We start from the raw sequence: 18490 nt of genomic DNA, 5'->3' as shown, positions 1-18490 counted from the left end.
GCTGCAAGGCGGAGGAGGGAGGCGACGCGGAGCGTCGCCGACTGACGACAACGCCGCAGATGTGCGTGCCAGACCCCGCGGCCCAGGCCTGATCCGCCGGACACGCCCTAAACGTGCTGTCCGGGGCCGGCCGCGATCCGGCCGGCCCCGGACAGCCTTCAACCGCCCCGCTCACTCTCCCGCGCAGGGCTTCGCCGCCTCCGGCGCCGCGCACGGCAGATGGCCGTGGGTGCGCATGATGTCCTGGCCGCTGCCGCGCGTCATGTACGCGAGGAAGCTGGAGACCAGGGAGTCGGCAGGCGGGCTGCCGTACGTGTAGGCGTACTCGATCTCGTGGTACGGGTAGCCGTCGGCGCCGATGTGCTCGATGCTCGGCTCCCGGCCGTCCAGGCGCAGGCGGTGCAGGCCTTGGGGGCCTGTGCCGGAGCGGAGTTCGCTGTAGCCGATGGCGCCGGGGAGGGCGGCCACTCTGGCCAGGACCTGTTCGGTGGAGTCCAGTTCGCAGCGGATGACCGTGCTGCTGGAGTCGTCCGGGCCCACACAGTCCTGGGAGGAGTTGGCGGGCTCGCCCCGCCCCAGGATCCGGCGCTGGAAGACCTGGCGGGTCCCGGAGTTGGCGTCCCGGCTGACCAGGCGGACGGGCAGGTTGGGGCCGCCGAGCTGTTTCCAGTTGCGGATGTCGCCCGCGTACAGCCTCCGTACCTGCGTGGTGGTCAGGCCCTTCAGCGGCACGCGGTCATTGAGCACCAGGGCGAAGGCGGAAACGGCCACCCGGCTCTCGCGCAACGCGGGGTATCCGTTCGACTTGGGGCCGTCGGAGAGGGCGATCAGCGGCGGCGATCCGCCCTGGGCGGCCCGGCCCTCCTCGTCCAGGCCGCGGATCCCGGCCGTGCTGCCGTGCGTGTCCACGGTGACCTCCGAACCGGGGCACTGCTGCTGGTACTTCTCGGCCAGTTCCTCGGCGACCGGGGTGAACGCGGTGGAGCCCGTGACGGTCAGCTTCCCGGTGGCGCAGCCCATGGGCGGCGGTGCCGCGTTGTCGCGCAGGACGGTGAGGGTGGCCAGGGCGACGACGCAGACGGCGAGCGCCACGGTGATCATGCGGGCCGGTCTGCTGAAGAGGGGCGGCTTGTCGTCCGGGGTGGTGCTCTCGTTGGGCATCACGTCGCCGTCCTGGAGGCCGCCGGTCACCCGGACCGGACTGCCCACGCCGCCCTCACCGAGCAGGACCAGGAGTTTGTAGTGCTGTCCCCGGTTGAGGGGCACCTTCGGGAGATGGATCCGGTTCAGGTCGTGCCGCATCCCGGCGGCAGGGGTGAAGTGCGCCATCAGATGGGCGTGTTCGGGATTGGTCTGGGTGACCGCCAGGCCGCGGACCGTACGGTCGGTGAAGTGGACAGTGAGGCCGTGGGTGTCGGGTCCGGTGTAGTCGGCGGCCGAAATGCCCTGCGCGCCGTCGTTCTCGATACGGATGAGCACGAGCGTGGCGTCGGACATGTCCGGGGAGTCGTCGAACAGGCCGAGCCTCACGGTGCCGTGACCGTTGCGCGCGTCGCCGCCTATCGGCGTGTCCATCTGTACGCGGTAGCCGATCCGCTTGCGGCGGGGCACCCGCCGCTCGTACCAGAACGGGCCGACAGCGGCCGCCACACCTACCACCGCGGTGAGCAGCGCCACCACGTTCTCGGGGTTCAACCACTTCACGTGTGTCCTCGCCCAGCGGCCGGTGCACTCCTTGATCGTGCACTTGTGCGGGTCAGGGTAGGCGGGGTGCATGGCGGAGGAGAGGCCTCCGGCGGTCCGACGGACGCTGTTCACCGGGGATTCATCGGTCGTGTCGCCGACCGGGCAGCGGAGTCAGCAGCATCCGCCCGACGAGCCCCACTCCGGCGTCCATGCGCTCCCTGAACTCCTCCGCGTATTCGGGCAGTTGACGCAGCCCCCAGAGCAGCCTGGCAGCCGACCAGGCGGTGTCGCGGGCCCGCTCCAGGCTCCACGAGCCGAGCAGATGGGTCAGCGGATCGGCGATCTCCAGCAGATCGGGCCCCGGCATCAGCTCCTCGCGGATGCGCTCCTCCAGCGCCACGAGTGTGTCGCCCACCCGGTCGAAGTCGCCCTCCAGGTCGGCAGGCCGGCAGCCGAGCGCGTGACAGGTGTCGACAACCGCCAGCGCCAGATCGTGCCCGATGTGTGCGTTGATCCCGGCCAGTGCGAACTGCAGTGGCCGTACGCCCGGATGGCGCCGGTACTGGAAAAGCGGCCGCCAGCAGTCCGGCGGCCGCCGCCCCGCCGACGTGGCGTCGACCGCGGCCAGATAGCGCTCCGCGAAGAGCACGTCGAGGGTGGCCGCGGTGCGGGCGTCGGGGAAGATGCCGCACTCGATGCGCAGGCGGATCTCCTCAGTGACGGCCAGATAGACCCGGTTGAAGACCGCGAGGCCGTCGGCCGTCGGCCAGTCGGAGCGGAAGGCACGCATCCGCGCCACGATGGTGTCGACCGAGGTCCGGGAGTGGTCGGCCTGAGCTGGGAAGTGCTCGATCTGCGCCATATGGGCAGCGTCCCAGCCTTAGGCTTCCGGACGGGTGCCGTCGGCCGGGGCTTCCCCAGAACGGGGGAAAGAACGGCCCCGGCGGCACCGGGGGACCGCTTGCCTGGGGGGAGTTCACGGTGTCGGGCTTTCGTGCGCAGCGCCGTATCGCACGCATCGAGCGCAGGCGTGCCAAGCGCCGGGCCGTCATGGTCGTCGCGGCTTCGGCCGTCGTCGCCGTCGGTACGGTCACGGGCATGATGTCCGCGGTCGAGGGCGGCCGGGACAGGACGACCGCCGAGCCGCGGCTGACGAGAACGCCTACGCTGCAACCGCCGCTGCCGGCGCGGCCGAGCCCGACGGCGACGCCTTCTGCTCCGTCGCCCTTACCCGCACCTTCACCGAGTGCCTCGCTGTCGCCGTCGCAGCTGCCGGAGCCGTCGGCCAAGCCCACGAAGAAGGCCACGCCGCAGCCGCCGACCGCTCCTGTCGCTCCCGTGAACGGCGCGCTCTACCGGCACTCCGAGTCCCAGGTGCTGGACTGGGTACGGGCGAACCGCGGCGACCCGAGGCAGGCGCTCATCGAGTCGCGGATCGCCGACCGGCCCGCCGCCGTCTGGTTCGCGGCGTACAACCCGGGAGCCGTCACCGCGCAGGTCGCCTCGGTGACTTCGGCAGCCGCGGCGGCGGGGCGGGTGCCGGTCCTGGTGCCGTACGCGACACCCGACCGGGACTGCGGAGGGGCGTCGCAGGGAGGTGCGCCGGACTTCGACGCGTACGACGAATGGATCGGGGAGTTCGCCGCGGGGCTCGGCAGTGGCCAGGTGATCGTGATTCTGGAGCCCGATTCGATCGCACTCGCCGACTGCCTGTCGGGAGGCGAAAGGGCCGCCCGTTTCGCATCGTTGGCCCGCGCGGGCCGTACGCTGCACGCCGCGAACCCCAAGGCCAGGGTCTACTTCGATGCGGGCCATTCCGGCTGGCACTCCGCCCGGAAGCAGGCCGCGGCGCTGCGGGCGGCGGGCGCCGCGACGAGCGGCGACGGCATCTTCACCAACGTCTCGAACTTCCACCGCACCGCCGACGAGACGGCCTACGCCCGGCGCGTACTCGCGGCCCTGGGCGGCCCGTCGCGGCTCGGCGCGGTCATCGACACCAGCAGGAACGGAAACGGGCCGCCGCCGGCAGGGGAGTGGTGCGACCCGGCGGGCCGCGCACTCGGCCGGGCGCCGACGACCCGTACCGGGGTGGCACGGGTGGACGCCTACTTGTGGATCAAGCTGCCGGGGGAGTCGGACGGCTGCAAGGGAGCGGCGGGGACGTTTACGCCGGACTACGCGTATCAGCTGGCGCGGGGCGATTAGGCTCAGCGCTCAGCGCCCGGCGGGCGTCTCCTCCGCGTCGTACGTCGACGTCCCCGCGTCCAGCAGCGGCTCCTGGTCCTTGAGGTGGGCAGGAGCCAGGGCGCGGAGCACGTGGTAGCCGTCACGACATCATGATGGCCAGATTGGGATCCAGGCCCATGAGCACCGGTGCGACGAACGACGCACCGAACATTGCCACCACGTGCTGGGCGCCGAGGCCGGCCGTACGCGGCCAGGACAGCCGCTCGTCGGGGCGTACCACGGCTCCGGGGGCGGGGGTTCGCCCGTCGCCGTGCAGGGTCCAGCGCACCCCGTGATTCATGGTGGCTCCCGTACAGATTCGGTCAGAAATGATCGGAGCAATGATAAGGGCGAATAGAGTCGCTCCCTCGCCGCGAAGAGCGGCCGCCGAATGGTCTGCGCCGGGAGGTGCCGGGGTGTCGAGTGTGCCGGGCAAAGTGATCCTCGTCGTCGAGCACGAGGACGGGACCGGGCCCGCCAGGATGGTGGAGTGGATCGAGGAGCGGGGGCCGGCGCTGGAGCTGTGCCGACCCTGGCGGGGCGAGGAAGTGCCCGTCTCTCTCGACGCGTACGACGGGCTGCTGGTCCTCGGTGGCTCCATGGGCCCGTACGAGGATGAGCGGGCGCCGTGGCTTGAGGGCGTGCGGGGGCTGCTGCGGCAGGCCGTGGCGCGTGATCTGCCGACCCTCGCGATCTGCCTGGGCGCGGAGTTGCTCACCGTCGCCTGCGGCGGCAAGGCGGGGCGGGCCGCGCGTCCGGAGGTCGGGCTTTGCGGACTGACGCCACTTCAGGAGTGCGCGGAGGATGCCGTGTTCGGCCCTTCGGCGGCTTCCGGGGCGGCGCTGTGTGCGGTGCAGTGGCACTGGGAGGAGAGCGCGGTCCTGCCGGACGGCGCGGTACCGCTCCTCACGAGCGAGCGCTGCGCGCATCAGGCGTACCGGATGGGCCGCCGGGTGTGGGCGGTGCAGTTCCATCCGGAGGTGCTGGCCGAGGACATCGCGCACTGGGGCCGCGAGGACGCGGTCCCGTTGCGCGAACTTGGCCTGGACGCGGGCGAGATCATGCGCGAGGTGGAGGGGGAGGAGGGGGCGTTGCGGTCGGTGTGGGGCGGTGTGGCGCGGCGGTGGGCGGACGTGGTGACCGGCGGCTAGGGACCCGGGCTCGGGCTGTCCCCTACCCGCTACCCGCCCCTTCCCGAAGTCCTCAAATGCCGGACGGGCTGGTCTTCCAGCCGTCCGGTATTCGAGGGCCGGGGTCTGGGGCGGAGCCCCAGTTTCGGGAAGCCCCGGTGCTCCAGACTGACAGTTCTGGAGTGGTCGGCCCATGGTGGCATCTGCGCAGGTCAAGAGATACTTAACGGCGCGTGGGAATTCGTCGCTCCCTACAACCTGTATGACGACGAAACCAGCAAGATCAAGCACGGCCGGTACAGGGGTTGTCGAGACTCTGCGGGGCGTGCGGTGTGTCCGACTGTCGGTTCGTACGGATGAGACCACTAGCCCGGAGCGGCAGCGTGAGTCTGACGACATCGCGGCGGCAGCGCTCGGCATTGATTTCGGTGAGGGCGATGCGCTGCGGGAAGCCGTAGATCTGGACGTGTCGGCGTCGAAGATCGGTCCGTTTGACCGTCCGCAGCTCGGGGGGTGGCTCGCGCGTCCGGATGAGTTCGATGTGCTGGTGTGGTGGCGGTTTGACCGTGCTATCCGGTCCATGGGCGACATGCACAAGCTCGCTGAGTGGGCGCGCGAGCACCGGAAAATGTTGGTGTTCGCCGAGGGGGTCGGCGGGGGTCGGCTCGTGTTCGACTTCCGCAATCCCATGGACCCCATGTCAGAGCTGATGATGCTCATGTTGGCGTTCGCCGCTCAGGTGGAGTCGCAGAGCATCAGCGACCGTGTGATCGGGGCGCAAGCGGCTATGCGGAAGATGGCGCTTCGGTGGCGGGGCGGCGGCGCTCCTCCCTTCGGCTACATGCCCGCCCCCATGCCCGTCGAGCATGGCGGGGTTGGCTGGACGCTCGTCCCCGATCCCATCGCGGTACGCCTCATTGAGCGGCTCATTGCGGCGCTGGCGTCCGGGATGAGCCCGCACGGCATAGCCAAGATGCTCAACACGGACAAGGTGCTGTCCCCTTCCGCGCACTGGACAGCCCTCAAGGCTCGTTTGAAGAACAAGATTGCCGACAGCACGGCCGAGCCTGCCGAGTCGGTGAGGCGCCGTGCCCAGTGGCGTGCGCAGACCATTACGAAGATGCTGACGAACCCCGCTCTCATGGGGTGGAAGATGCACAAGGGCAACCCGGTCCGGGACGTCCAGGGCGCACCGGTCATGGCCAGTGAGACCCCGATTCTCACGCGCGAGGAGTTCGACCAGGTCGGCGCGCTGCTCGCCCCCAAGCCCGCTGCGGAGAAAGCACCCGAGCGCAAGGATTCCACTGCGCTGCTGCTGCGGGTCATCCACTGCGCCGGTTGCGGAAGTCGTATGTACCTGAACAAGTCGACTGGTAGCTACGGGTGTTCGTCCTACAAGTACGGGACGTACTGCGCTGCCCCTGCCACCGTTCGGGGCTCATGGGTGGACGACTATGTAACGGATGAGTTCATGCGGGCTGCGGGATCGGTGCAGATCACTCGCGTCACCGAGATACCCGGCTATGACCCCGCCCCGGAAATCGCTGCGACGGAAGCGGAGTTGGAAGAGCACGATAAGCAGAAGGACCGGCGCAAGTCCAAAGCGGGCATGGCCGCATGGCAGCGCCACGCAGACGCATTAGACGCACGACTGGCCGAGCTGGAGACGCGGGAGAAGACCGAGCCGCGCCGGGAAGTCGTGCCCACGGGACGTACCTATGCCGACGACTGGAACGCAGCCGACACAACCGGGAAGCGAACCATGCTGGTGGACACCGGGGCCCGTCTGACAGTGAAGCGCGGGACCAAGGGCGGGTGGCGAACGCTCGACATGCGCCGAGTTGAGTTCACCATCGTCGGTGACCTTGACCCCGCTATCGCAGCAGCCGCCACCGTGACCGACGACGTCGCGGCGGAAGCACGCAACGACGTACCCCCCCCGCACCGGGCAGCACGATCAGGCTCGACGAGACCGTTCCCGAGCAGGTGCACGTACTCGCCGAAGCGGGACGCGAAAAGCCCGAGTCCGCCGTCGAGCGGGTGCTAGTCCTCGCATAGCCCTGTACGACCCGCACAGCCCCGGCAGTCCACGTGACCGCCGGGGCGTTCCTGTGCCCGCACACGGACGCTCGGGGGCTCTGCGAGCGGCAGCAGGACCAGCGGGCAGCCCATGACGGTATGACGGATAGACCTACTTTTTTGAATGCACATAGAAAAATAGAGAGAAAACCAAACCGGCATCCGAACCGTCATCCCGTCATGTGACCGGACCGGGGCGGGCTCGGCTTCGCCACGGGTGCGGGAATTCGTTGCTCCCCATTACACAGTGAGGGAGCGGAACGGACCCTGAGCACGCCGGGAGCGGGTGCCGGGAATTCACTGCTCTCTACAACACAGTGAGAGCGGGGTTACCGCGCACCCACCCCAAGGGGGAACACGGCGGACCGAGTGCCCGACTCTCACCGGCTCTGCCCGTGCTGCACCGCACCCCGCGTTACTCGGGGTGGCCTGGTGTCGACGTGAGCGCAGAGCACCCAGGGGGGCTGTATCGCCCATCAGTAACCCACTCGTCCGCGAGTGCGCCGAACGGGGTTGGAAGCCCGTACGGCCCCCACGTTGCCCGGTCCGGTTCGTCGGCGAGGGTGTCCGGCCCACTGACCCAACGGCAAGAGGTGCGCCGTAACCAATCGGCAGTGTTCCCCGGTTCGAGTCCGGGGGTGGGCACGCAACGACGAGCACCAGGACGACCACCAGGGGGTGACCATGCGCTGTATCGACTGCCCGGAGCCCGCCACACACCGCGGACGCTGCGAAGGCTGCCACCAGGCTTACGAGAACCGGGCTTCGGTCCGGGCTCGGCGGAATCGTCGGGAAGTGATCGCACGGGGCAACTCGGCTGCCGCTCGGCTCCGCCGGATCATCTGGAAGTCGGGGCGCTGGAAGTGCGCTCGCTGCGGTCGGCACGTCCTCGCGTCGGGTATCGACGTGGACCACATCACGCCCATTGCCCAAGGGGGCGAGGACACAGACGGCAACGTTCAACAGCTCTGCCGTCCGTGCCACAAGCTCAAGACGCGCGAGGATTTCGGGGCGGTGAACACGCCGTTCTAGTCCTTGGCGGGACCGCCGTTGTGTGCCCAGACAGCACGATGCCCCGCACGGCCGAGAAAGGCACGTACGGGGCAGGTATGCGGGTGGTCGATCAGCCGCCGAGGAGTGCGGTCACGACAGAGGTGAGTCCACTGGTGAGGGCGGTCACGACTGCGGTCTGGAGCGGAGCAAGCATAGAATCCCCTTGATTGAAGCTGAGTTGGGACACCGTGTGTGTCGACTAGTGTCGCCCGACGATCTTCCCCAGCCCGCTAACGGGTATGCAAGCGTCACCCATACAGGATGACGATTCGATCGTCCGCTCGATGAACTCTGGTCATGCCGCTGGGGACGGAAGGGGCGCAGTGTAGGCGCGCACCCTGCCCTAGTAGGCCCTGCTAGTCACCAGGGCCGAACACGGCGGTAGCGGCGGTTCGATTCCGCCTGTCCCGCTTACCCTCGGTGGCGAGGACATAGACAGCAATCCAAGTGCTATGCCGCTATGCCGGAGCTGCCACGTGCTCAAGACGCGGACAGAGTTCGGGGCATAGGGGCCATCTCCTCAGTGAGACCCGTGGGGACCTGACGCAACCCACGCCCCTTGGTGAAGACTGCTCAGTCGATGTAAACGGAGGCGCCGAACTCCGACACGGCGGAGTCTCCCGGGTTCACGAGTTCGATGACCTCTCCCGAACATCCCGGCCCCGAAAACACGAAGGCAACGGCGTCGGTGTGGTTGCTGACAGAGAGCGGCCAACGGTCCGAGTCGTAGCAGCCGCTTGGTTGCTCGTACGCCGTGTCGTTGACGACCAAAACTCCATCCGCTGCGTAGGCGGAACAGGGAACAGTGAGCGCGAGAGTGGCGGCGGCAGCAATGGTTCCCAGTGCAGTAGCGATGCGACGCATGAACATCCCTTTCCCTAAAGCTGGTCGACCCCGCCATGGCTGCCCATGCCTACTTTCGATACGCAGCGATTCACCCGTTCGTGAGCACAGAAACGATCCCCCGCTCCCTTGTTCTGAGGTGCCCCCATGCCCCGTAAGCCCCGCCCCCTTGCTCGGTACCCGGATGCCCCCGGAGCTGACCCCTGGTGACCGTTGTGAGCCCAGACAGCACGATGCCCCGCACGGCCGAGAGAGGCACGTACGGGGCAGGCGTGCGGGTGCTCGGTCAGCCGATGGGGATTGCGCCCAGGAGGCTGCCCAGGACGCTGGCGATGCCAAGGCCGAGCGGGACGGTGACTGAAAGAAGCATGAAATGCCCTTCATGGAAGAGGAGTTGACACGTGCACCCGTCAGCGAGCGACGCCTGGTGATCTTGTCATGACAAAGCGCCATGCCTCTAGTCCCCTTGACAGACCGGGAGGTGATCCCCTATGCCCCGCAGACCCCGCCCCCCTTGCTCGGTACCCGGGTGCCCGGAACTCACCACGGGTGGACGCTGTCCGGTCCATGAGCGTGAGGCGGAGCTACAGCGTGGGACGACCACGGCCAAGGGATACGGGACCAAGTGGCAGCGCATCCGTAAGCGCTACCTGTACGCGCATCCGTGGTGTCTGCTGTGCAGCGCTACAGCGACAGTTGCAGACCACTTCCCTTTGAGTCGCAGGCAGTTGGTCGCTCGCAGCGTTGCCAATCCGGACGCATTCGAGCATCTACGTCCGCTGTGTACGAGCTGCCACAACCGAGAGACCGCGAAGCATCAACCGGGCGGATGGGCTTCCGAGCGCGTCAAGCCTCGCCGGTTCTGACACCCCCCAGGCGGTGACCCCCTCCCCCTCCCGAGATTGAACGGCAGGGAGGCAAAAAACTCGCGCCGGGGCTGTGGACGTTTTTGGGAGTCCCGGGAAGGGCTCGATGCCAGGAAGTGAGAATGCATGGCCGACAGATACAGGCCCAAAGCCGCTATCCAGCGGGCACGCGAGGGTAATCCCTCAAAGACCGAAATCCGAGAAGGGGTGATCGTGCCGCGCGCGGTCCTCGCCGAGCCGGATTGGTCAGAGGTGTTCAAGTCCTCACCCGATCCCGCTGTTGAGTCTGCGAATGCCCGTTGCCGGGAAGTCGCTTCCGAGGAGTGGCGGCGCATCCCCCATTCTGGAAGTTGCCGCCGGGATCGGCGAAGTGGACCACACCACCGTGAAAGACCTCTGCGTGTGCGTCGCCCGCATCGACCAGGCGGAGCGCGACCTGTCCGAGCGCGGGCTGATGGTGACCGCCGAGCGCGGGACGGTCAAGAACGGTGTCGCGACCATTGCATCCCAATACAGGAGCCAACTGGCCCGTTACATCCGCGAACTCGGTCTCTCACCGAGTGCCCGCAGTGCCATCACCCAGTCGGAATCCGAGGACAGCGACTCAGATATCTGGGACTGAACCCCGGACCGCAGTAACTCAATGAATTAACAGGAGGAACACCCATGGCTCTTACCCTTGCCGAATCGGCGAAGCTCACCCTTGACCAGCTGCAGCGTGGCGTAGTGGAGACGTTCATTCAGGAGTCTCCGATCCTTGATCGCCTACCGCTTATCCACGTTGAGGGCAGCGCATACAAGTACAACGAAGAATCCACCTTGCCTGGTGTTGCCTTCCGTGCCGTGAACGAGGCATACCCGGAAAGCGTCGGTGCACTGAATCAGCGCGTGGAAACACTCGCCATTCTCGGCGGAGACGCGGACCTGGACAAGTTCATTGTCCAGACGCGAGGCAACTTGAACGATCAGCGGGCTGTGCAGACGCATATGAAGATCAAGGCTGCTTCAGTCCACTTTTCTGATCAGTTCTTCAATGGTGACGTCGGGGTGAACCCGAAGGGTTTCGACGGTCTGCGTAAGCGGCTTGTCGGAAGTCAGGTGATCGACGCGAAGGGTGTCGGCCCTGTCGCGAGCGGCTACGACTTCTACGACGCCATGGACGTACTGACTGCGCAGGTGCGGGGGATCAGTGGGTCGAATGGAGCGCTTTACATGAACGGCGCTATTCGAGCCAAGATAATTTCTGGCTTCCGCCGACTCGGTGGCGGAGAGCTCCTTACCAGCGAAATCGCCGGTAAGCGCGCCACGATGTGGAACGGAATCCCGCTGCTGGATGCTGGACAGAGGCTCGACGGCACGGATGTTCTGCCGCTCACGACCGACGCAGGCGGCAAGGCGACCGGCGACATCTATGCCGTTCGCTACGGCTCTTCCGAAGCGGACGCAGGCGTATCCGGTCTGACCAATGGAGGTGTGCAGGCAACCGACTTGGGCGAGGCGCACGACAAGCCGGTCTATCGCACTCGCATCGATTTCTACTGCGGTATCGCGCTGTTTGGCGGCAAGGCTGCCGCACGGCTTACCGGCGTACTGAACGGCTGACCGCATCACAGAGCCCCCGTGCTCGTCACCCTCACCAGGGCGACGGGTGCGGGGGCTTCGTCATTTCTGCGCACTATCGGGGGCATTGGCGAGTCCGGGTGCGATCCCGGCTTGCGACTCTGCTCAGCCACTTAGTCCAGGGACGCCAACGCACCAGCCACAAGAGAACGTGCGGCAGCTCCCCGTGCGGCTCCCTGCGAAAGCCGTTCAAAGGCTCGGGCGTACAGCTCGACTTGGCTGGGCTGGGTAAGCGTGGAAGCGGCATCCAGCGTGTCCGCGTGCACTCTGGTGTCGTCGAAGATCGTGAAGGTTGGCATGGGCCACACGGTCCGCTGTGCCGAGAACGGGACGATACCCAGGGCAACGTTCTGGAGATCCATAACCCCGAGCAGGTGGCCAAGCTGTGCTGCCATGGTCTCGGCGCTGCACAGCCGGTGCCGCAAGACCGACTCCTCTAGAACGAACGAGAACCGGTGTGCTCCGTTGCTCAGCACCGCGTTGCGCCTTATGCGGGCTGTCACGGCGTCACTCACGTCGTCCGGGGTTCCTCTGAAGTCTGCGATGGCTGACAGGAGAGCGGCGGCGTATCCAGGCGTCTGGAGGAACCCGGGGATCACGTCGGAGACGTAGACCCGGAACACGCGGGTCCGCTGATACAGGCTCCCTGTGGACTCTTGCAGGCGACGGAGGCCGCTCCGCTGGAGTCGCCTCCACTGGACATGAGCATCGGCGGACTGTCTGTTCGCCGCGATCAAGTCGGGGGCTTGATCGTCGGCGTCGCAAGTTCGGCACCATGCTCTGATGTCGGCGTCAGATGGTGGCGTCTTGGCGTTCTCGATCCGGGACGATTTCGACTCCGACCAACCGCACCTGACGGCCAGCTCCCGCCCGCTGATCCCCGCGTCTTTCCGGATTTCGCGCAGACGGCCGGCTAGGTCTTCGCGGGCCTTCTGAACGCTCGAAGAGGGGTGTGGGGGCATGGAGCTGGCCTTCGTCAGATCTCGTACAGATGATGCGGGACCGCTTGTTCCCAGACCGCTTCGAACGCAGTGGAGCACAGTTTCACGGTCTCCGGGTCCGCCGTGATCTCGTCCTCGACCACCGCGCCGTCACCCGAGAAGTGGTGCACCCGGAGCAGCGCGCCATCGAACAGCCAGAAGTCGTTCCCCGGCAGAGGGATATTCGTGGTCCGTCGCCGTGGCAGCCATCGAACTTCCTCACCCGCGATGATGTTGGCGCGGGTGACGTAGTGCTCCCACCGGATGTACTCCGATACAGGCTCGGAGACGACTCGGGCCCGGCGGATCGCCACACCCCGAGCCACGGTGTCCGTGATCAACTGGTCGTAGGGATGCCACCAGGTATTGCGGTCCTCCCAGTTGATCCGTTCGCCACGCTTCCAGGCCTCGAACCGGTCTGTAGGGGCGTAGGAGTCGCGCAACTCCAGGTGGACGGCGGACCGCTCACACTGGCCAAGCAGCTCAGCGAAGCTGGGCACGCTCGATGGCATCACATGCCTCCCTGATCAACGGAATCATCCGGGCTGGAATCCTGACAATGGCTTCGCTGTCGGGAACCGGGCCGTTCGCGGGGCTGCTTACCTCGCACTGCGCCTGAGTTTCGGCGTCTGGCTTCCACCCCTGCAACAAGATCTCCTGAGCTTCCGCGTCCGCCCACACTGTGGGGCAGTGATCCCGGTCGGTGTCGGGGTCGATGCCGACGAACTCTACGGCCATGGCTGGCTCCCTGGTCTAGGTGCTTGCTCGGGCTTGCACGAGCTTCACTGAACAGCAGAGACAGCGTCAATACCGCTATCAAGCCATGCAAATTGACGTGCAAGCTCATGCAAGATTGTGGAGCCCTGAGCGAGCTGCCTCCTAGCGTCGTCATCACCGCGACAGCACCGAGGGGACGGCAGCGATGGCGACGAAGACCGAGACGGATGCAAGCCAGTGGGAGTACACGACCTACGCTCCCGCTGGCGAGACGTGCCCCGCGTGCATGAAGCCGATCAAGGCTCTTGAATGTGTGCGCAGGGGGCAACTGGAACGTCAGTCGGGCGGGCCCGTAGTCGTGTACCGGCACGCCGACAAGTGCCCGCGTTGAGTGCCCCCGCACGGGTCCGCAGACGGCGCGAGGCGGAGTTACCCGCCCTGGAGTTGGTCTCGTTGATAGATGACCCTGATGGGCCGTACGCGGACTCTCCCGAGGGCTGGTGGACCGAGTACGGCGGCGCGCTGGACTCGCGCTCGGGAGTTGTCTACCTACCTCCGGGGGCCGCACGTCCCCCGTGCGCGTTCCCCGGCGCGGAGTGCACGGCGAAGGGGCGGCAGTGAGCCGTCTGCGCGCCGTGGCGCTGGCCCTCGGGACGATGCCGCTGAGTTCCTAGTGTGAGCCGTGGTGGGCTTCGTGCTGTCCGCGTCTTTGTAGGTTCCCGGCCCCGCTGCGCTGATCGGCAGTGGTCCCCAGCGGGGTTCGGGTCTGGCTCCGCTCCCGGTGTGCTCAGTGGGGACTCAGGGCACCGGGAGCGGGCAGGTTCCGCCCCTTCCGCGCTGACGGCGGATCGCACGGGAGGGGCGGGGTACTCCCGCTGTTTCCACCACGGCGGGCCATGGGCCCCGGTCGCCACGTTCCCCCGTGTGCTGGCCGGGGCTACTCGCCGTCCTGGTGCTCATCATCGGCGGCTTTGCCCGCTGCGACGAATGACCCCATGCCGGGGGTCGTTGTGATCCAGCCCGTTTCCCGAAGTTCCCGCGTTGCCTTCCGCAGCGTGTCCCGGTTCACCCCGAACTCATCCGCTAGCCGGACTTCCGAGAGCTGAAAGTCAGCCGGGTACTGCCCGCTCTCGATTCGGCGGGTGATCTCTTCGACAATCTGCTGCCACTTTGGGCGCCTCGGGTTGAACTCCACAAGCGGACATTACCCACACCTCAGCACAGCCGCACAGCGGCCCATGTCGACCCCTCGGGGCGGACAGGGGTGTACAGACCTACTACCTTCAACAACGCAAAGCGCCCCGGAAGACCGCTTAGGACCGGTCCGCCGGGGCTCGCCGAGACAGCTTGCAAAGGAGCTGACCGACTTATGCGTGATCGTATCGCCCGCGCCCTTTCCCGGGTGCTCTCCGTCCTCGCCCCTCGCCGCCCCGGACGCCACTCCGATCGCCGACCAGCCCGAGCCCGCCCCCGTGAACCCCTGGTCCCGCCCGTGGACGAGCCCGACCCAAGAAGAGGCCCGAGCGCTGCTCCGTCAGCAATCGGAAGACACTCTAGAACTCCGCTGGAAGCAGAAGGAGCGGCGCAGGGCGCTCTACTTCGCCACTCGGGGCGTCGATCTCCCTTACGCCTACGACGGAGCCCCGTTCCCCCAGTCCGCGTTCCCCCCTGCGGTCTCGGCATGAGCCCCGACGAGCTGTTCCCCGAAGTCCCGCCCGGTCCCATTGCGCTCTGCTGCCACTGCCACAACCTCACCGGTGCCCCCGTTGCCGTCCGCTGGATCGAGAGCACCAGCGGCCCCGGAACGACGCTCGACGCCTGCCCCGAGGACGCTGCAAAGCTCGGCGCTGGACCCACACCCGACGTGATCCACACCCCGTAGTCAGCAAGACGCCCCGTTCGGCCAGACACCGGGCGGGGCTCCCTCAAAACACGTACTTACGAGCATCGGGAAGGGGCGGGGAGGGGAAAGCGCCGCAGGCAACCCACACCACACCGCACCCCACCGCACCCGTACAGCGCCGCGTCCGCCGCACCGGCACTGGCACCGCGCCGGCACTGCACCGTGCCCGCACCGCACCGCACTGTGCCCGCAAAGCGCCGCACCGGCACCGTGTCCGCGCCCCACCGCACCCGCCGCATCGGCACCGTGCCCGTGCCCGCACCGCGCAGCGTGCCCGCACCGCACCGCACCGCACCCGCACCGCAGCCCCGCGTCACTCCTCCACCCCCCGCACCCCCACCACCGCCCCACTCCCCCCGCTCACCGGCACCCGGCCCGCCCCGCGCAGCACGCCCGCCCCCGCCACCAGCCCGAACGCCAGCGCCGTCACCAGGCCGAACGACACCACCAGCGACGTAGCGTCGGCGACCGCGCCGATTGCCGACGGGGCGATCAGGCCCGAGGTGTACGTAATGGTCGCGACGCCCGCGATCGCCTGGCTCGGGTTCGGGCCGCTGCGGCCCGCCGCAGCGAAGGCCAGCGGGACGACGACCGCGACGCCGAGCCCGATCAGCGCGAACCCGCCCATCGCGACAGCCGGATGCGGCGCCACCACGACCAGCACGCCACCGGCCGTCGCCGCCACCCCGCCCACCCGGACCGTACGCACGGCACCGAATCGGTCGACCACCTTGTCCCCGGCGAGCCGCGCCACGGCCATCGTCAGCGCGAAGGCGGTGGTTGAAGCCGCGGCGAGGCCCGGCGACGTATCCAGTACGTCCCGCAGATACACCGCCGACCAGTCCAGGCTCGCCCCCTCCGCGAACACCGCGCAGAACCCGATCGCGCCGATCACCAGCGCCGACTTGGGCGGCAGAGCGAACCGCGGCGGGGCCTGCGCGTCGGGGGCGCTGCGCAGGTCGAGTACGCCCTGGTATGCGGCCAGGCCGAGCACGGTGAGCGCGGCCGCGGCGAGCATGTGGTGCAGGCGGGCGTCGCTGCCGAGGTGTGCGGCGAGCGTTCCCGCGGCCGAGCCGATCAGTGCGCCCGCGCTCCACATGCCGTGCAGCCCGGACATGATCGACTTGTCGAGCCGGTTCTCGGTCTCGACGCCAAGGGCGTTCATTGCGACGTCCGACATGCCCGCGGTGGCGCCGTACACGAAGAGCGCGGCGCACAGAGTGCCCAGATTCGTCGCCAGGGCGGGCAGTGTGAGAGCGAGCGTCCACAGCGTCAGCAGCCCCCGCAGCGCGCCCCGCGCGCCGAAACGGTGGCTGATCGCGCCGGCCAGCGGCATCGCCACCGAAGCGCCGATCGCCGGGAAAGCCAGCGCGAGGCCGAGCTGTCCCGCGCCGACCGAGGCGTGGTCCGCGATCCACGGGATGCGGGTGGCGAAGCTGCCCGTCACCGCGCCGTGCACACAGAAGACGGCGGCCACGGCGTAGCGCGCTCGCCTCAATTGCCCCTGACTGAAGACCATTTCGCCCGACATGCGTCGCGTCCTCCCCGGATCCCCGGACCCTCGGTCTGCGTCCAACGTGCCGAGTAAACTATCAGGAACCCTGCCTGATAAATAGATCTGAGAGGATCCGCGGCATGCCCGCATCACCGAGCACCGCCCGGGCCATCAACGACCGGTTCGCTCTGAAGCTGCTTCAGGAAGAGGGCCCGTTGACGGCAGGGCAGCTGAAAACGCTGACCGGACTCTCCCGGCCCTCCGTCGCCGACCTGGTCGAACGACTGCAGGGAGCAGGGCTGATCACCGTGGTCGGAGAGGCCGGGGCACAGCGCCGCGGCCCCAACGCCCGGCTCTACGGGATCGTCGCGGACCGGGCACACCTCGCCGCGCTCGACGTACGTACCCAGGGCGTCTCCGTCGTCGTGGCCGACCTGCTCGGTACGACCCTGGCCGAGGCGACCCTGCCGATCGACGGCGACGCGACGGGCACCGAGCCCGCCGTGGAGCAGGCGGTGGCACTGCTGGAACGCACCGCCCGCCAGGCCGGGGCAAAGCGGCTGCACAGCGTCGGGATCGGCGCACCCGGCCTGATCGACCCCGCCACCGGCGAACTCCGCCAGACCACAGGGCTGCCCGCCTGGCACCGCCGACTGGTCGCCGCCCTGCAGGAACGTCTTCCCGCCACAGTGCTCGTGGAGAACGAGACGAACCTCGCCGCCGTCGCGGAACAGCGGCTCGGCGCGGCCCGCGACCGTGACACCTTCGTGCTGCTCTGGCTCGGCCACGGCGTGGGCGCGGCGCTCGTTCTCGACGGCAAGCTGCGCCGGGGGGCGTCGGGCGGCGCGGGCGAGATCGGCTTCCTGCCCGTGCCCGGCACCGTGGGACTGCCGTCGGCGACCGCCTGCGACGGCGGCTTCCATTCGCTGGTGGGCGGAGCGGCCATCACCCAACTCGCCGCCCGGCACGGCATAGCGACGGCCGGAGACACGTCCGCCGCCGCCGGTGTACGGGCGGCCCTTGCGGCGGGCCGTCGCGGCGAACCCTTCCTGGACACCCTGGCCACGCATCTGGCCGTAGGCGCGGCGGCCGTCACCGCGGTCCTCGACCCGGGCTGCGTCCTCCTGGGCGGCGAAACCGGCCACACCGGCGGCGCCGCCCTCGCCGAGCGCGTCGCCGGCCGACTGGCCGCCCTGTCACCGCTGCGCACGGAGGTACGTGCGGGGGAACTGGGCGACGGGGCGGTGCTCCAGGGTGCGCTGCTCACCGCGCGGGACGCGGCTCAGGACGACGTATTCGCACCTCGGAACTGAGAAGGTCCGCACCTTCCGCACCCCGGAACTGACAAAGCCCGGAACTGACAAAGAGGGACCCGGCGGCGGGAAGGGCCGGTCTCCGCCGCCGGGCGTTCAACTGGGCTCAGCAGGCTCCGAGGTCCTGCCAGACGCCCCACTCACCGGTTGGTACCCGGCTCCTCTCTCTTCGTCCACCACCGTCGTGTCGCGTGCCAAGTCCCCTGCCAGGGCCCGCCGATGTGTGTTCCTCCTGGGGAGGGTCGGCCTGGCCGCGAACTGGGGATTGGGTTCGCGTTGCGAGCAGACGCTAAGAGGACCAGATCAGAGCGTCAATAGGTATGGACCAACCTCTTGTGAGCCGGACCACAAGGCCTCGCATGCATGACCGTCGATCAGGCGTGGCACACTGACCGTGTACCAGCAGCAGCGCACTCCGGGGTCGGTGTAATTCCGAACCGGCGGTTATAGTCCGCGACCCGGTCACCTCCAGTGGCCGGTTGAACAGGTGAAATTCCTGTACCGACGGTGAAAGTCCGGATGGGAGGCAGTGCGCGGCGGGCCGTCACAGGTCATTGGTACGCCGCTGTCGGCAGTCCG

16 protein-coding genes, 1 tRNA gene, 1 pseudogene and 1 riboswitch are annotated in these 18490 nt (G+C 68.1%); of the genes and pseudogenes, 9 read left to right on the top strand and 9 right to left on the bottom strand.

The window, feature by feature from the left end; all coding sequences use genetic code 11:
• Positions 1–171: 171 nt before the first annotated feature.
• Together PXH83_RS02035 and PXH83_RS02030 are read right to left on the bottom strand one after the other, a co-directional pair.
• Positions 172–1704, bottom strand: coding sequence for a substrate-binding domain-containing protein (locus PXH83_RS02035; RefSeq protein WP_274562631.1), 1533 nt, complete (start codon positions 1702–1704; stop codon positions 172–174).
• Between the two features lie 121 nt (positions 1705–1825).
• Complete coding sequence (locus PXH83_RS02030; protein WP_274555977.1) at positions 1826–2548, bottom strand: DUF5995 family protein; 723 nt, start codon at positions 2546–2548, stop codon at positions 1826–1828.
• Between the two features lie 119 nt (positions 2549–2667).
• On the opposite strand from PXH83_RS02030, the gene PXH83_RS02025 reads away from it, so the two are divergent.
• Positions 2668–3891, top strand: coding sequence for a glycoside hydrolase family 6 protein (locus PXH83_RS02025; RefSeq protein WP_274555974.1), 1224 nt, complete (start codon positions 2668–2670; stop codon positions 3889–3891).
• A gap of 124 nt (positions 3892–4015) precedes the next feature.
• Here PXH83_RS02025 and PXH83_RS02020 read toward each other — a convergent pair.
• Positions 4016–4213 (bottom strand): annotated as a pseudogene (locus PXH83_RS02020) (nitrate reductase); the annotation flags it as partial.
• 115 nt (positions 4214–4328) lie between these two features.
• On the opposite strand from PXH83_RS02020, the gene PXH83_RS02015 reads away from it, so the two are divergent.
• The 4 genes from PXH83_RS02015 to PXH83_RS02000 all read left to right on the top strand — a co-directional run bounded on the left by PXH83_RS02015 (position 4329) and on the right by PXH83_RS02000 (position 8584).
• On the top strand, positions 4329–5063 hold the full coding sequence (locus PXH83_RS02015) for a type 1 glutamine amidotransferase (RefSeq protein ID WP_274555972.1): 735 nt from the start codon (positions 4329–4331) through the stop codon (positions 5061–5063).
• Between the two features lie 241 nt (positions 5064–5304).
• Complete coding sequence (locus tag PXH83_RS02010; RefSeq protein WP_274555970.1) at positions 5305–7089, top strand: recombinase family protein; 1785 nt, start codon at positions 5305–5307, stop codon at positions 7087–7089.
• A gap of 716 nt (positions 7090–7805) precedes the next feature.
• Positions 7806–8153 carry an HNH endonuclease gene (locus PXH83_RS02005; protein WP_274555969.1) on the top strand — a complete coding sequence of 116 codons (348 nt, stop codon included), beginning with the start codon at positions 7806–7808 and terminating at the stop codon, positions 8151–8153.
• Between the two features lie 336 nt (positions 8154–8489).
• Positions 8490–8584, top strand: a tRNA-OTHER gene (locus tag PXH83_RS02000).
• Between the two features lie 163 nt (positions 8585–8747).
• Here PXH83_RS02000 and PXH83_RS01995 read toward each other — a convergent pair.
• Positions 8748–9038, bottom strand: a complete 291-nt coding sequence (locus PXH83_RS01995) for a hypothetical protein (RefSeq protein WP_274555967.1) — start codon at positions 9036–9038, stop codon at positions 8748–8750.
• 1215 nt (positions 9039–10253) lie between these two features.
• Between PXH83_RS01995 and PXH83_RS01990 the strand changes: the two genes are divergently transcribed.
• Both PXH83_RS01990 and PXH83_RS01985 read left to right on the top strand, forming a co-directional pair.
• Positions 10254–10505 (top strand): P27 family phage terminase small subunit, encoded by a 252-nt coding sequence (locus tag PXH83_RS01990; RefSeq protein WP_274555965.1) that lies wholly within the window; start codon positions 10254–10256, stop codon positions 10503–10505.
• A gap of 44 nt (positions 10506–10549) precedes the next feature.
• Entirely contained in the window at positions 10550–11485 is a 936-nt protein-coding gene (locus PXH83_RS01985; RefSeq protein WP_274555963.1) for a major capsid protein, read from the top strand.
• A gap of 131 nt (positions 11486–11616) precedes the next feature.
• On the opposite strand, the gene PXH83_RS01980 is transcribed toward PXH83_RS01985, so the two are convergent.
• The 4 genes from PXH83_RS01980 to PXH83_RS01965 all read right to left on the bottom strand — a co-directional run bounded on the left by PXH83_RS01980 (position 11617) and on the right by PXH83_RS01965 (position 14395).
• Positions 11617–12465: a helix-turn-helix domain-containing protein gene (locus PXH83_RS01980; protein ID WP_274555960.1), complete on the bottom strand. Its 849-nt coding sequence runs from the start codon at positions 12463–12465 to the stop codon at positions 11617–11619.
• 14 nt (positions 12466–12479) lie between these two features.
• The gene (locus tag PXH83_RS01975) at positions 12480–12995 is read right to left on the bottom strand and encodes a DUF6879 family protein (protein ID WP_274555958.1); all 516 of its coding nucleotides are present in this window, start codon (positions 12993–12995) and stop codon (positions 12480–12482) included.
• Positions 12967–13221 (bottom strand): hypothetical protein, encoded by a 255-nt coding sequence (locus PXH83_RS01970; protein WP_274555956.1) that lies wholly within the window; start codon positions 13219–13221, stop codon positions 12967–12969. The genes PXH83_RS01975 and PXH83_RS01970 overlap by 29 nt, the downstream gene beginning before the upstream one ends.
• A 916-nt stretch (positions 13222–14137) precedes the next feature.
• On the bottom strand, positions 14138–14395 hold the full coding sequence (locus tag PXH83_RS01965) for a GntR family transcriptional regulator (protein ID WP_274555953.1): 258 nt from the start codon (positions 14393–14395) through the stop codon (positions 14138–14140).
• Positions 14396–14881: 486 nt separating this feature from the next.
• Here PXH83_RS01965 and PXH83_RS01960 point away from each other — a divergent pair, with 486 nt between their 5' ends.
• The gene (locus PXH83_RS01960) at positions 14882–15082 is read left to right on the top strand and encodes a hypothetical protein (protein WP_274555951.1); all 201 of its coding nucleotides are present in this window, start codon (positions 14882–14884) and stop codon (positions 15080–15082) included.
• A 334-nt stretch (positions 15083–15416) separates the two neighbouring features.
• Here the strand turns inward: PXH83_RS01960 and PXH83_RS01955 are convergent, their stop codons facing one another.
• Positions 15417–16634, bottom strand: a complete 1218-nt coding sequence (locus PXH83_RS01955; RefSeq protein ID WP_274555949.1) for an MFS transporter — start codon at positions 16632–16634, stop codon at positions 15417–15419.
• A gap of 104 nt (positions 16635–16738) precedes the next feature.
• Here PXH83_RS01955 and PXH83_RS01950 point away from each other — a divergent pair, with 104 nt between their 5' ends.
• Entirely contained in the window at positions 16739–17911 is a 1173-nt protein-coding gene (locus PXH83_RS01950) for an ROK family transcriptional regulator (protein WP_274555946.1), read from the top strand.
• Positions 17912–18317: 406 nt separating this feature from the next.
• Positions 18318–18448, top strand: a riboswitch (FMN riboswitch).
• Positions 18449–18490 lie beyond the last annotated feature (42 nt).

The sequence above is a fragment of the Streptomyces spiramyceticus genome (assembly GCF_028807635.1).
GTDB classification, from domain to species: Bacteria; Actinomycetota; Actinomycetes; order Streptomycetales; family Streptomycetaceae; genus Streptomyces; species Streptomyces spiramyceticus.
Note: the sequence above shows the minus strand (reverse complement) of the source record. Positions and strands in the feature narration are given on the sequence as shown.

Coding starts and splice junctions, on each gene's coding strand:
- PXH83_RS01970 (WP_274555956.1), bottom strand. CDS start 13,221: ATGGCCGTAGAGTTCGTCGGCATCGACCCCGACACCGACCGGGATCAC.
- PXH83_RS02010 (WP_274555970.1), top strand. CDS start 5,305: ATGACGACGAAACCAGCAAGATCAAGCACGGCCGGTACAGGGGTTGTC.
- PXH83_RS02005 (WP_274555969.1), top strand. CDS start 7,806: ATGCGCTGTATCGACTGCCCGGAGCCCGCCACACACCGCGGACGCTGC.
- PXH83_RS01955 (WP_274555949.1), bottom strand. CDS start 16,634: ATGTCGGGCGAAATGGTCTTCAGTCAGGGGCAATTGAGGCGAGCGCGC.
- PXH83_RS01950 (WP_274555946.1), top strand. CDS start 16,739: ATGCCCGCATCACCGAGCACCGCCCGGGCCATCAACGACCGGTTCGCT.
- PXH83_RS01985 (WP_274555963.1), top strand. CDS start 10,550: ATGGCTCTTACCCTTGCCGAATCGGCGAAGCTCACCCTTGACCAGCTG.
- PXH83_RS01960 (WP_274555951.1), top strand. CDS start 14,882: ATGAGCCCCGACGAGCTGTTCCCCGAAGTCCCGCCCGGTCCCATTGCG.
- PXH83_RS01980 (WP_274555960.1), bottom strand. CDS start 12,465: ATGCCCCCACACCCCTCTTCGAGCGTTCAGAAGGCCCGCGAAGACCTA.
- PXH83_RS01975 (WP_274555958.1), bottom strand. CDS start 12,995: ATGCCATCGAGCGTGCCCAGCTTCGCTGAGCTGCTTGGCCAGTGTGAG.
- PXH83_RS01995 (WP_274555967.1), bottom strand. CDS start 9,038: ATGCGTCGCATCGCTACTGCACTGGGAACCATTGCTGCCGCCGCCACT.
- PXH83_RS02030 (WP_274555977.1), bottom strand. CDS start 2,548: ATGGCGCAGATCGAGCACTTCCCAGCTCAGGCCGACCACTCCCGGACC.